The sequence below is a fragment of the Klenkia terrae genome, assembly GCF_037083865.1.
GTDB classification, from domain to species: domain Bacteria; phylum Actinomycetota; class Actinomycetes; order Mycobacteriales; family Geodermatophilaceae; genus Klenkia; species Klenkia terrae.
Window position 1 is genome coordinate 1 of the sequence record NZ_JBAPLV010000027.1, and the last position, 12900, is coordinate 12900.

The following is a 12900-nucleotide window of genomic DNA, read 5'->3' on the forward strand; positions in this document are numbered from 1 at the left end:
GAGGGGGGGGGGGTCGCCGCCCCGGCCGGCGTCCCACCTGATCCACGCCGGGTGCTCACGTCGCGCCGGGGCCCGGCGGACCCGGCTCCCAGCAGACCCCCAGCCCACGATGCCGAACCGGCAGCGTCCGCCCAGGCTGCCGACGGTAGAAACGGGGCCATGAGCAGCAGGAGGCAGTTCCTCGGCCGGGCGGGGCTGGGGGTGGGCGGGCTGGTGGTCGGCGGCGCGGTGGGCGGCACCGTCGGCGCGCTGGTCGCGAGCAGCGACGACGAGGTGCGGGCCGCCGAGCGCGAGCGGGCCCAGCAGCAGTTCACGGAGGCCGGCGGCGCCGCCGACGAGGGCGAGGCGGTCGCCCGCCTGGGCACCCACCGGGTCGTGTGGAACACCGCGGTCAGCTCGCCGATCGCCTGCATCAGCTTCGACGACGGCCCCACCCCGGAGTACACGCCGCGGATCCTGGAGGCGCTGGCCGCCGCCGGGGTGACGGCCACGTTCAACGTGATGGGCTACAACGCGGTGCAGCACCCCGACCTGCTGCGCGAGGTGGTCGCCGCCGGCCACGAGATCGGCAACCACACCTGGACCCACAAGGACCTCACCACGCTCACCGCGGCGCAGACCCGGGACGAGCTGATCCGCTGCCGAGACGAGGTGTCCGCGCTGGTCGACGTGCCGTTCACCAGCTTCCGGCCGCCGCGCGGGGAGATCACCGGGTACGCGCTGCGGGTCGCCGCGGAGCTCGGCTACGACACCTACATCTGGTCGGTCACCCGCGGCCCCGGGGACTCCGGCTCGGTGACCCACATCGCTGACTACATGGGGCAGACGGTGGTCGCCGGCGACGTCCTGGGCCTGCACGACGGCATCGGCCAGGGCACGTTCGACCCCGACGCCGCCTTCGCGAAGGCCCTCGCCGACCGCCGGGAGCTGGAGGTGCAGGCGCTGCCCTCGGCGCTGCAGCAGATCGCCGACCGCGGGATCACGCTGATGAGCGCGAACCGCCTGCTGGCGCTCAGCGACCCCGAGCCGGTCGGCGGCCAGCCGGCGGTGCCGGGGAACTGACGCCGGCGGCGGCGCAGCGGGCGGCGAGGTCGGTGAACGCCTGCGCCAGCTCGCGGGGGTGTGCACCGGAGACCGGGGCGTCGAGGCGGAGCAGGTGCGCCGCCAGGCCGGTCCAGGACCAGGCACCGGCCGACACCCGGCAGCGGTCGTCGTCCAGCGGCTCGACCTCGGCGTCGCCGGCGTAGGGCAGGACCGCCGACGCGGGGACGGCGAGCACCACCCGCCCCCGGCACGGCCAGTCCTCCGCCGGGTCGCGGGAGCCGCGGAACAGCGCGACGGCGAACGCACCCGGGTCCCCGCCGGGCACCTCGCGCGGGGTGAACCGCGCGCCCAGCGGCGTGCGCGGCGTGATCCGGTCCAGCCGGAAGGTGCGCCAGTCGTCGCGGTCCAGGTCCCAGGCCAGCAGGTACCAGCGGCCGCCCCGGGCGAGGACGGCGTGCGGCTGGGTCCGGCGGACGGCGTCCCCCAGGTCGAACCGCAGCTCCTGCCGGGCGCGCACCGCGCCGCTGACCGCGACGAGCACCTGCGGGTCGACCTCGGGCACCGGTGCGGCCGGCAGCGGGGCGACCTGGACGGCGTCCACCCGGTGCCGCAGCCGGGCGGGCAGCACCTGCCGCACGGTGGCGAGTGCGCGGTGGGCGGCGTCCCCGGGGGCCAGCTGCAGCGCCACGGCCAGCGCCACCGCCTGCTCGTCGTCGAACAGCAGCGGCGGCAGGTCGGCGCCGGCGGCCAGCCGGTAGCCGCCGTCGGGACCCATCGCGGCCTGCACCGGGTAGCCGAGCTCGCGCAGCCGGTCGACGTCCCGGCGGACTGTCCGCGGGCTGACCTCCAGCCGCTGCGCCAGCAGGGAGCCGGGCCAGTCGCGCCGGGACTGCAGCAGCGACAGCAGCGCCAGCAGCCGGCCGGGGGTTCCGCTCACCGCCCCAGCATGGCCCACGTGTAGGTCAGGAACTGGCCGCCACCCCCGGCACAGTGGTCGCCATGAGCATCTCGACGACCACCCACCTCAACTTCCGCGGCGAGGCCCGGGCCGCCCTGGACCACTACGCCGCCGTGTTCGGCGGCGAGGTCCAGGCCTTCACGTTCGCGCAGGGCGGCTCCGACCGGGACCGGGCCGACGGCGCCGTCGACGACCAGGTCATCTGGGGCGGGGTCACCTCGCCGACCGGGTTCTCCATCATGGCCTTCGACGTCCCGCCGGGCCGCGCGTACGACCAGGGCACCGACGCCGTCTACGTGTCGGTCCGTGGCGACGACCCCGCGGAGATCACCCGGTTCTTCGACGGCCTGGCCGAGGGCGGCACCGTCCGGGCGGCGCTGGGCCCGGCCGGGTTCTCCCCGCTGTACGGCATGGTGACGGACCGGTTCGGCGTCACCTGGGTGCTCGACGTGGTCGCCGCGTACTGATCCGGCCGGCGGGGGGTCAGACCCGGACGACGATCCCCCGCCGGGCCAGCACCTGGCACACCGCCCACACCACCACGACGGAGAACGCGGCGTAGAGGTAGGCCGACGTCGTCGCGCTGGTCAGGTCGGTGAGCCAGCCGTCGACCAGCGGCTGGAACCGGTACCGCAGCACCGCCCGGAACAGCAGCTCGGACAGCACGAACGCCACGATGGCGTTGAGGCCGAGCACCTCGGCCGGGCGGAACGGCCGGCGCACCCCGCGGACGTCGACCAGCCAGATCGCCGCGGCCAGCACCAGCAGGCCGATCCCCCCGGTGACCAGCACGAACGACGGCGTCCAGAGCCGCTTGTTCACCGGAAGCAGCGGCGCCAGCAGCAGGCCGAGCACCAGCAGCACCCCGGCGCCGGCCACGATCCAGGACAGCGCGCCGCGGGCACCCCGGTCCAGCAGCACCCGGCCGGCCAGCACGCCGAGGAACACCGTGATCGCGCTGGGCAGGTAGGAGTGCGGCGCCTCGGCCGAGAAGTCCAGCCCGAGCAGGTCGTCGAACCAGTGCGCCCACGAGAGGTCGGGCTCGACCGCCGTCCGGCCGGACCCGGGGACCGGCAGCAGCACGGCCACGGCGGTGAGGACGGCGAGCACCCCCGCCGCGGTGGGCACCTGCGCCCGCCGCGCCAGCCGGAGCAGCAGCCAGCACAGCAGGTAGGCCCCGGCGATGTGGCCGAGCACCCCGGCGCCGACGACGTCGAACCCGTACTTGGCGCCGACGACCAGGACCCCCAGGACGGCGAGCTTGAGCACCCGCACGAGCACCGCGCGCGGCCGGTCCGCCCGCCGGGAGAACGGCATGGACACACCGACGACCAGCAGGAACACCGGGAAGACCACGTCGGCGACCCGCAGCCCGTGCCACGGGGCGTGCACGAACTGGGTGCCGATCGAGCTGTTGCCGCGGTTGTCGACGAAGAGCATGCCGACGACGGCCAGGCCGCGGGCGACGTCCACGCCGTGCAGCCGCGGTCTGTCCATGCCGCCCATCGTCGGGCCGCACAGCCGGTCCGCACCGGTCCGACAGCAACCCGGGAGCAGGTCCACAGCTGTTTCCCGGGCTGCGGGCGTCCTGTGGTCCCCGCACGTCGAACCCAGGAGGAAGCCATGCAGTCGACCACCACGATGCTGCGCGAAGAAGCCCGCACCGTCCCGCTGACCACCGCGCCCGACCAGCTCGCCGGCACGCTGGACGCCCTCGCCGGCTACGAGCAGGTGGCGCTGACCAGCGTCGCCACGCTGATGGGCGGCCCCGACGTCTCCGGGCTGCGCGCGGTCATCGCGGCCACCCAGGACGCCGCCGACCTGGCCGCGGTGACCCGCCACATCCTGGCCCGCAACACCCCCGCCGGCAGCGCCGTCGTCCGGTCGATCCTGGGGACGACGGTGCACGCGCTGGACCGCAGCGCCCACCTCGGCGCCCAGCACCTGGAGCTGCGCACCTGCCGGCTCCAGGCCGAGGCCGCCGCGGAGACCGCGCACCGCTGCCGCCAGCTCCGCGCCCACCTCGCCTGACGCCCCCGGCTTGGATCAGCTGGGTTCACCGACGTGCGTCCTGGCTCACCGGCGTCGGTGAGCCAGGACGGCCGTGGATCAACCCAGCTGATCCACGCCGGGCGCCGGGTCAGGTGAGGGGGGACCTCGGCAGCATGCGGTCGCTGATGATCCGCTTCTGGATCTCGCTGGTGCCCTCGAAGATGGTGGTCAGCCGGGCGTCGCGCCAGTGCCGCTCCACCTGCCGCTCGGTGGTGTAGCCGTTGCCGCCGTGCAGCTGCATGGCCTGGTTGGTCACCCGCACCGCCATCTCGGTGGCCTGCAGCTTCACCATCGCTGCCTCGCGCTCGCACGGGACGCCGACGTCCAGCAGGTGCGCGACCTGCCGGTAGAACGCCCGGGACTCCTCCACCTGGGCGGCCATGTCGGCCAGGGCGAACCGCAGCGCCTGGAAGTCGCCGATCGGGTGGCCGAACTGCTCGCGCTCCTGCAGGTAGGTGGTGGTGTCCTCCACCGCGGCCCGGGCCAGCCCCACCGCGCGCGCCGCGGTGTGCACCCGGGCGGTGTTGAGGAAGGCCTGCGCCTCGGCGAACCCGGCCTTGGAGCCGCCGTCCCCGTCGCCGTCCCCGGGTCCGACGATCAGGTCGTCGGCGGGGATCCGGACGCCGTCGAACTGCAGGTCCCAGGTCAGGAAGCCGTGGTAGCCGACCTTGTCGATCGGGTAGCCGCTCAACCCCTCGGGGAAGGTGCCGCGCTCCTTGGCCAGCAGCACGTTGCGCAGCCCGCGGGAACGGGACTCCCCCGGCTGCGGGTCGGCCACCCGGACCAGCACCTGGATGAAGTCGGCCGCCTTCGCGTTGCCGCACCAGCGCTTGTGGCCGGTGATGACCCACTCGTCGCCGTCCCGCACGGCGCGGGTCTGCACGTTGGCCAGGTCGGAGCCGGCGTCGGGCTCGGACAGCGCGACGGCGCCGATCCACGAGCCCGCGGCCGACTTGCGCAGCAGCGCGTCCCGGCGCCCGGCGTCGGCGACCGACGTCCCCATGCCCTGGGAGCGAGCCAGGATCGAGGCCACGCTCATCCACGCCCGGGCCAGCTCCTCGCTGACCATGCAGTACTCGAAGACGCCCAGGCCCATCCCGCCGTGCTCGCGGTCGACGGTGATGCCGAAGTAGCCCAGCTCGCCGAGCCGCTCGAGGATCCGCTGCGGGATCTCGCCCTTCTGCGGGTCCAGCTCGTCGGCGACCGGCAGCACCTCGTCCATCGCGAACGCCCGCGCCTGCAGCTGCAGGGCCTCGCGCTCGGGGGTGTGCCAAGGCGGCAGCAGATCGGGACGACGGGGCTCCATCTCGACGGTGCCGGTGGTCGTCTCGTCGGTCGCGCTCTGCGAGCTGGTCACAGCGGGTCTCCTGCACGTCGTCGGGCGGGGCGTCGCCGAAGTTACCGTCCGGTAACCGAGATCGCCCCCGATCCCGACCCAGATCACACCCTGGTGCAGCGCGCAGTCGGTCACCCGAGAGGGATCCGGTCACCGCACGCCGTGACCGGATCCCTGCAGGGCGACCGGCTGCCGAGCGACCGACCGCCGGCGGAAGACCGCGCAGCGCTGGACCGTGAAGCTGACCGCCACCAGTGCGAGCTCGGTCAGCAGCTTCGCGGTCAGCAACGGGACGCCGAGCCAGGTCAGCCCGCTGATCAGCGCCAGGTTGGCCAGCAGCAGCGACCCGGCCAGCGCGACGTAGCCCAGCACCGACCGCCGGCTGCGCGCCGCACCGAACACCACCCGGCGGTTGACCTGGTAGTTCACCGTCCCGCTGAGCACGCGGGCGCCGACCACCGACAGCCACAGCGAGCCGGTCACCGCCCCGAGCACCAGCAGCGCGACCAGGTCGACGACGAAGGCCGACAGCGACGAGGCGAGGAACAGCGCGAGCGGGCGGTAGACCCGCAGCGAGTCCCGGACCGGCGAGAAGTGGGACGACGCGTTGCCCGCCAGGTACACCGTGGTGATCGGCAGCTGCTCGATCGGCGTCCCCCGCCGGGCCACCTCCAGCAGCACCCGCAGCTCGTACTCGAACCGGTCGCCGGGCACGGTCAGCAGCCAGGGCAGCAGGTCGGGGGCGAACCCGCGCAGCCCGGTCTGGGTGTCGGCCAGCGCCCGGCCGGTCGCCGCCCGCACCAGCACCGCCGACACCCGGTTGCCCACCTTCGACCGCAGCGGCACGTCGGCCCCGTCGAAGGACCGCACCCCGAGCACGAGCCCGTGCGGTGCCCGCCCCGCCACCCGGACGACGTCCTCGGGCAGGTGCTGGCCGTCGGCATCGGCGGTGACCACGGCGGCGGACGGCGACACCAGCAGCACGTGCGCCAGCCCGGTCCGCAGCGCCGCGCCCTTGCCCCGGTTGACCCCGTGGCGCAGCACGACGGCGCCCAGGGCCCGGCAGGCGTCGAACACCGGCGTGGGCCCGGACCCGTCGTCCACCACCACGAGGTCGATCGACGGGTCCAGCCGTGCCACCGCGGACAGCAGCGCGGGCAGCCGCTCGTCGGGCTGGTAGGCCGGGACCAGCAGGACGACGCCGGTCACGCGATGTAGAGGATGTCGGAGGTGCCGCGCTCGGAGCCCTTGCCCAGCGGGTCGTTCACCAGCGCGCCGTCGAAGAGCATCGTCGAGGAGCCGCCGCCGTCGATGTTGTAGGCGGTGACCGCACCGAGCCCGACGAAGATGTCGGCCAGCTCGGGCAGCGTGACGCCCTCGCTGTAGCCCTCGCTGCGGCCGTCGACGACCACGAACACCAGGTGGTTGGTGTCGATGACCCCGACCGCGGTGCGCGGCTGGTCGCCCTGGATGGAGTGGTTGCCGACGTTGGTGTCCACCTCGACCTCGTCGATGCCGGCCACGACGGCGCCGGCCTCGACGATCGCGGGCCCGAAGGACAGCGTGTTCCAGACCCCGTCGGCGACCAGCTCGGCCGCCGTGGTCGCGGTCTCGTCGTAGATCCGCACGGTGCCGTCGCGGCGGAACGCCATGCCCTCGCGGGCGCCGGCGTCGCGGTAGGCGACCCCGTTGCGGATGACGATGCCGGTCTCGCGGAACCCGTAGTAGTCGCCGTTGACCGCGAACACCGCACCCACGCCGGCGGCGACGTCGCTGGGCTCGTCGACGATGTTCAGCCCGAACTCGTCGTTCGCGAACGCCGAGCGCAGCACTGTCGCGTCGGTGAGGACGACGTCGGCGACGAAGTAGGTGACCGTGGTGTCCCCGCTGCCGGTGACGACGGTCGAGATGGTGATCGTGGCCTGGTCGGAGGTGTAGGTGGCGCCGTCCACCGAGCCGTTGGAGGTGGTCGTCGTCCCGGTGTCCACGCCCGAGGCCGCCTCGTAGGCCGAGGCGTCGGAGATCTCGACGTGGTCGACGACGAACCGGTCCAGCGCCCACCAGCTGCCCCCGCCGGCGGCGGCGAGCAGGACACCGGCGGTCCCGCCGAGGAAGCCCCGGCGGCTGATCCGGCGGGGAGCGGGCGGCGCGGGAGGGGTCTGCGTCGGGTTCTGCGTCGGGGTCATGGGACGACGGTCGGGCGCCTCCCCCAGCGCCGGCTGTGCGACCGGTGTGCACCGGATGCGCACAGGGAGCGCTCAGCGGGGAGCGGGCGCGGGCACAACCGGCGGCCCGAGGGTGGGCATCACCTGAACCCCGGACGGACGGATCGTCATGCCCCAGCTCGTGCTCATCGCCGCGGACCTCGTCGCCATCGGCGTCCTGGTCCTCGGCGTCTACTTCCCCCGGCACCGCCGCCGCGACCTGGTGGCGGCCTACCTCGGGGTCAACGTCGGCGTGCTCGCGGTGGCCACCGCGCTGTCCTCGAGCGCCGTGGGCGTCGGGCTGGGGCTGGGCCTGTTCGGGGTGCTGTCGATCATCCGGCTGCGCTCCACCGAGCTGGCCCAGACCGAGGTGGCCTTCTACTTCGCCGCGCTGGCGCTGGGCCTGCTGGGCGGGCTCGGCGCGGGCAGCACCGGCGCGGAGCTGCTGGTCGCCGGGCTGATGGCGCTGGTCGTCGCGGTCATGTGGGCCGGCGGGCACCCGCGGCTGATGCGCCGCTACCGGCAGCAGCAGGTGATCGTGGACCGGGCGTTCACCGACGAGGCCGCCCTCATCGCGCACCTGGAGGGCCTGTTCGACGCCCGGGTGCACCAGGTGACCGTCCAGCAGGTGGACCTGGTCGACGACACCACCACCGTCGACGTCCGCCTCGAGCTCGGCGCCCGCAGCCCGGCGGTGCCGGTGGAGCCGCGGATGACCGGACCGCTGCACCGGGCCGACGTCCGGTGACCGCCTCCCTGACCGCGCTCGGCGCCCTGCCGCCGGTCTCCCTCGAGGAGCTGGTCGGGACGGCGGCGCTGCTGACCCGGGTGGACCGCAAGTACGTGCTCACCCCGGCCGACGCCGCCGCAGTGCTCGGCCGGCTCCCCGACGCCCGGGTGCTCACCATCGGCGGGCGGCGGACGTTCGGCTACGACTCCCTCTACGTCGACACCCCCGACCTGGCCGGCTACCACCTGGCCGCCCGCGGGCGACGCCGCCGGTTCAAGGTGCGCCGGCGGACCTACACCGACACCGGCGACAGCTGGGTGGAGGTCAAGACCCGCGGGCCGCGCGGGTCGACGGTCAAGGAACGCGTCGCCGCCGACGACCTCGCCGGGGCCCGCGGGTTCGTCGACGACGTCCTGCGCAGCTCCGGCGTCGGGGACCTGACCGACCGGGAGCTGGTCCCGGTCCTGGGCACCCGCTACTCCCGGTCGACCCTGCTGCTGGCCGGCGCCCGGGTCACCGTCGACACCGACCTGGTCTGGCGCACGCCGTCCGGGGGCCTGCTCCCGCTGACCGACCGGGTGGTCGTGGAGACCAAGTCCGGCTCCGCACCCTCGGCCGCCGACCGCCTGCTCTGGCGGTCCGGCCACCGCCCCGCCCGCATCTCCAAGTACGGCACGGGCCTCGCTGCCCTGCACCCCGACCTGCCGCGCAACCGCTGGCACGCCACCCTCACCCGACACCTCCAGGAGACCTCGTGACCCTGCGCCGACTGCGCGCCGCCCTCGTGGCCGGCGCCGCCGCCACCCTGATCGCGGCTTGCGGCACCACCGACACCTCCACCACGACGACCGCGGCGACCACCGCGGCCTCCGCGGAGGTCACCGCCGCGGCCGGCACCACGGTCGACGCCGCCCTGGCCGCGAACGACGGCTGGGTGACCTCGTCGGGGACCACCTCCGACGGGCAGGCGATCACCCTCGGCGGCGACACCGCCACGAGCGACGCCGCCGGGGTGACCGTCGACGGCAGCACCGTGACCATCACCGCGGCCGGCACCTACGTGCTCACCGGCGACCTGACCGGCCAGGTCGTGGTGGACACCGCGGACGCCGAGGACGTCGTCCTGGTGCTCGACGACGCCTCGATCACCTCGCCGACCAGCGCGGCGGTCGCGGTGACGAACGCCGAGACCGTCGTCCTGTCCCTGGCCGACGGGACGACGAACACCCTGGCCGACACCGCCGACCACGCCGAAGACGGCACCAGCGCGGCGGTCGACTCCGCCGCCGACCTGGTGATCACCGGGACGGGGTCCCTGCAGGTCACCGGCGCGTCCAACGACGGCATCAACAGCTCCGACGGCGTGACCGTCGAGTCGGGCACGGTCACCGTGGACGCGGCCGACGACGGCATCCGCGGCCAGGACTCCGTCGTCGTGCTCGACGGCGACGTCACCGTGACCGCCGGCGGCGACGGGCTCAAGAGCGACGACACCGAGGACGCCACCCGCGGCTACGTCTACGTCGCCGACGGCACCGTCACGGTGACCGCGGAGGGCGACGGCATCGCCGCCTCGACCGACGTCCTCCTGGGCGGCGGCACGCTGGACATCACCACCAGCGGCGATGCGTCCGGCGAGACCTCGGTGAAGGGGGTCAAGGGAGACGTCGGCATCGTGGTCGGCGGCGGCGACCTGACCGTCGACGCCGCGGACGACGCCCTGCACTCGAACGGGGCCATCTCGATCACCGGGGGCACCCAGACGCTGACCGCCGGGGACGACGGGGTGCACGCCGACGTCGACCTGACCATCTCCGGCGGCACCCTGGACGTGGCCGAGGCCGTCGAGGGCCTGGAGAGCGCGGCCATCACGATCGCCGGCGGCGACACCACGGTCACCACCTCCGACGACGGCGTCAACGCCTCGACCGGGACCAGCACCGACTCCGGCGGCGGCATGGGCGGGGGCATGGGGGACGACGGCAGCACGCTGACCATCAGCGGCGGCACCCTGGTGGTCGACGCCGAGGGCGACGGTCTGGACTCCAACGGCTCGACGACCATCACCGGCGGCACCACCACCGTGCACGGCCCGACCGGCAGCGGGAACGGGGCGCTGGACTCCAACGCCGGCATCACGGTCAGCGGCGGCACCCTGCTCGCCGGCGGCAGCGCGGGCATGGCCGAGACCCCCGACGCCGACTCCGCGCAGGGCTGGCTGGCCTGGTCGGGCACCGCGTCGGCCGGCTCGACCGTGGAGGTCACCGACAGCTCGGGCACCGTGGTCGCCACCTACACGCCGACCAAGGACGTGCAGTCGGTGGTGACCTCCTCCCCCGACCTCACCACCGGCGAGACCTACACGGTCACCGTGGACGGCGGCAGCTCGACGACGGTGACGGCCGGCGAGGGCGCCAGCACCGGGATGGGCGGCGGAGGCGGCGGGATGCCCGGCGGCGGTGGCGGCCGCCCCAACGGCTGACCCCGGGCCGGCCGATGGCGTCAGCGAGCGCCGCGATCCGCCGCCAGCTGCACGTAGTGCTGCACCACCTCGGCGTCGTCCACGGCGCCCATGTTCAGCGCCTTCTCCGGCGGCACGCCCTGGAACAGCCGCTTGAGCGGGACCTCCAAGCGCTTGCCGGTGCGGGTGTGCGGCACGCCGGGGACGACGAGCACCTCGTCGGGTACGTGCCGCGGGCTGGCGTCCCGCTTCACCGCCTCCCGGATCTCGGCGACCAGGGCGTGGGTGAGCTCGAACCCGGGCGCGAGCTGCACGAACAGCGGCATCCAGTAGCCGCCGTCCCGCTGCTCCACGCCGAGGACGACGCAGTCGGCGATCGCCGGGATGGACTCGACCGCCGCGTACAGGTCCGCCGTCCCCATGCGGACGCCGCCGCGGTTGAGGGTGGAGTCCGAGCGGCCGGTGATGATGCAGCTGCCGGTGGGCAGGATCTCCAGCCAGTCGCCGTGCCGCCAGACCCCGGGCCAGGGCTCGAAGTAGGCCTCCCGGTAGCGGGTGCCGTCCGGGTCGGCCCAGAAGTACAGCGGCATGGTGGGCATCGGCTCGGTGACCACCAGCTCGCCGAGCTCGCCCACCACCGGCTGCCCCTGCTCGTCCCAGGACGCCGCGGCCACGCCCAGCATCGGCCGCTGCAGCTCCCCGGCGACCACCGGCAGCAGCAGCGAGGAGCCGATGAACCCGGTGGCCACGTCGGTCCCGCCGGACAGCGACCCGAGGAACACGTCCGGCTTCACCGCCTCGTACACCCACTCGAAGGTCGAGGCCGGCAGCGGTGACCCGGTGGACCCGATGCCCGCAAGCGCCGCGAGGTCGTGGTCGTCCCCGGGCCGCAGCCCGGCCTTCTCGCATGCGGTGAGGTACCCGGCGCTGGTGCCCAGGTAGGTGGTGCCGCACCGGGCGGCCACCGCGAACTGGGCGTCCAACGAGGGGAAGCCGGGGGCGCCGTCGTGCACCACCAGGGTCGCGCCGGTGAGCAGCGAGCAGGCCGCGATGTTCCACATGATCCAGGCGGTGGAGGCGTACCAGGAGAACCGGTCGCCGGGCCCGATGTCGATGTGCAGCCCGGCCTGCTTGAGCTGCTCGACGGCCACGCCGCCGTGCCCGTGCACGATCCCCTTCGGCAGCCCGGTGGTGCCCGAGGAGTAGACGATCCACAGCGGGTGGTCGAACGGCAGCGCCTCGAACACCGGCGGCTGGACGTCGACCACGGCGTCGGCCCAGGCCAGAGCGCCGACGGGCAGCTCGTCGGGGAACAGCCGCGGCAGCCCGATCGTCGTCCGCACGGTGGGCAGCGAGGCCTGCAGCTGGGCGACGACGTCCCGGCGGTCGTGCTCGCGACCGCCGAACCGGTAGCCGTCGACGGCGACCAGCACCACCGGCTCGATCTGCGCGAACCGGTCCAGCACCGCGCGCGGCCCGAAGTCCGGCGCGCAGGCCGACCAGACCGCACCGACCGCGGCGCAGCCGAGGAAGGCGACGACGGCCTCGGGCACGTTGGGCAGGTAGCCGGCCACCCGGTCGCCGCGCTGCACGCCGAGCCGCCGCAGGGTCGCTGCGAACGCCCCGACCTGCCCGCGCAGGTCGGCCCAGGACAGCTCCTCGGGCTCGGCCAGCCCGTCGGCGGTCTCCCGCACGGCCACGATCGCCGGCCGCTCGTCGGTGGCGTGCCGCAGCGCCAGCTGGGCCAGGTTGAGCGTCCGCTCCGGGAACCACTGCGCGCCGGGCATGGCGCGGGACCCGAGCACCTCGTCGTCCCGGACCGGTTCCTCGCCCTCGAACACGTCGAACCAGGTGGCGACGTCGGCCCAGAACTGGTCCAGGTGCGAGGTCGACCAGGCCCAGACCGCGTCGTAGTCCTGGCCCAGGGACAGGCCCCGGCGCTCGTCGACCCAGGCGGCGAACCGGCCGAGCTGGGAGGCGGCGATGGACTCGGGTGTCGGCGACCACAGCGTCACGCCACGCACCCTGCCAGATCCCGGGGGGTTCGACCGGTCCCGGAGCGGGCACTGGGGCCGGGACGACGAGCCGACACCTTGGAGACACCTGTGCCGACCC

Annotated in this window: 12 protein-coding genes; 6 read left to right on the top strand and 6 right to left on the bottom strand. The window is 74.6% G+C overall.

Features of this window, described 5'->3' with window-relative positions:
- The first annotated feature begins 159 nt into the window (after positions 1-159).
- A complete protein-coding gene (locus UXQ13_RS19435; protein ID WP_336392777.1) occupies positions 160-1062 on the top strand; it encodes a polysaccharide deacetylase family protein in 903 nt (300 codons plus the stop codon).
- Here the strand turns inward: UXQ13_RS19435 and UXQ13_RS19440 are convergent.
- Positions 1013-1981, bottom strand: a complete 969-nt coding sequence (locus UXQ13_RS19440; RefSeq protein ID WP_336392778.1) for a helix-turn-helix transcriptional regulator — start codon at positions 1979-1981, stop codon at positions 1013-1015. The two genes, UXQ13_RS19435 and UXQ13_RS19440, sit on opposite strands and share 50 nt — an antisense overlap.
- Positions 1982-2043: 62 nt before the next feature.
- On the opposite strand from UXQ13_RS19440, the gene UXQ13_RS19445 reads away from it, so the two are divergent.
- Complete coding sequence (locus tag UXQ13_RS19445; protein WP_336392779.1) at positions 2044-2469, top strand: VOC family protein; 426 nt, start codon at positions 2044-2046, stop codon at positions 2467-2469.
- Between the two features lie 16 nt (positions 2470-2485).
- Here the strand turns inward: UXQ13_RS19445 and UXQ13_RS19450 are convergent, their stop codons facing one another.
- The gene (locus UXQ13_RS19450) at positions 2486-3499 is read right to left on the bottom strand and encodes a heparan-alpha-glucosaminide N-acetyltransferase domain-containing protein (RefSeq protein ID WP_336392780.1); all 1014 of its coding nucleotides are present in this window, start codon (positions 3497-3499) and stop codon (positions 2486-2488) included.
- 126 nt (positions 3500-3625) lie between these two features.
- Between UXQ13_RS19450 and UXQ13_RS19455 the strand changes: the two genes are divergently transcribed.
- Positions 3626-4033 carry a hypothetical protein gene (locus UXQ13_RS19455; protein ID WP_225233349.1) on the top strand — a complete coding sequence of 136 codons (408 nt, stop codon included), beginning with the start codon at positions 3626-3628 and terminating at the stop codon, positions 4031-4033.
- A 109-nt stretch (positions 4034-4142) separates the two neighbouring features.
- On the opposite strand, the gene UXQ13_RS19460 is transcribed toward UXQ13_RS19455, so the two are convergent.
- From UXQ13_RS19460 to UXQ13_RS19470, 3 genes are all read right to left on the bottom strand, one after another.
- Entirely contained in the window at positions 4143-5411 is a 1269-nt protein-coding gene (locus UXQ13_RS19460; protein WP_336392781.1) for an acyl-CoA dehydrogenase family protein, read from the bottom strand.
- Positions 5412-5540: 129 nt separating this feature from the next.
- Positions 5541-6599 carry a glycosyltransferase gene (locus tag UXQ13_RS19465; RefSeq protein ID WP_336392782.1) on the bottom strand — a complete coding sequence of 353 codons (1059 nt, stop codon included), beginning with the start codon at positions 6597-6599 and terminating at the stop codon, positions 5541-5543.
- Positions 6596-7576 (bottom strand): phosphodiester glycosidase family protein, encoded by a 981-nt coding sequence (locus tag UXQ13_RS19470; protein WP_336392783.1) that lies wholly within the window; start codon positions 7574-7576, stop codon positions 6596-6598. Before UXQ13_RS19470 ends, UXQ13_RS19465 begins: the two co-directional genes overlap by 4 nt.
- A 148-nt stretch (positions 7577-7724) precedes the next feature.
- On the opposite strand from UXQ13_RS19470, the gene UXQ13_RS19475 reads away from it, so the two are divergent.
- Genes UXQ13_RS19475 through UXQ13_RS19485 form a run of 3 tightly spaced genes read left to right on the top strand, consistent with a single transcriptional unit; the run spans position 7725 to position 10806 of the window.
- Positions 7725-8342, top strand: coding sequence for a DUF4956 domain-containing protein (locus UXQ13_RS19475; RefSeq protein WP_336392784.1), 618 nt, complete (start codon positions 7725-7727; stop codon positions 8340-8342).
- Complete coding sequence (locus tag UXQ13_RS19480) at positions 8339-9082, top strand: polyphosphate polymerase domain-containing protein (RefSeq protein ID WP_336392785.1); 744 nt, start codon at positions 8339-8341, stop codon at positions 9080-9082. Before UXQ13_RS19475 ends, UXQ13_RS19480 begins: the two co-directional genes overlap by 4 nt.
- Complete coding sequence (locus UXQ13_RS19485) at positions 9079-10806, top strand: carbohydrate-binding domain-containing protein (protein WP_336392786.1); 1728 nt, start codon at positions 9079-9081, stop codon at positions 10804-10806. Before UXQ13_RS19480 ends, UXQ13_RS19485 begins: the two co-directional genes overlap by 4 nt.
- A gap of 20 nt (positions 10807-10826) precedes the next feature.
- On the opposite strand, the gene UXQ13_RS19490 is transcribed toward UXQ13_RS19485, so the two are convergent.
- The gene (locus UXQ13_RS19490; RefSeq protein WP_336392787.1) at positions 10827-12800 is read right to left on the bottom strand and encodes an acetoacetate--CoA ligase; all 1974 of its coding nucleotides are present in this window, start codon (positions 12798-12800) and stop codon (positions 10827-10829) included.
- Positions 12801-12900 lie beyond the last annotated feature (100 nt).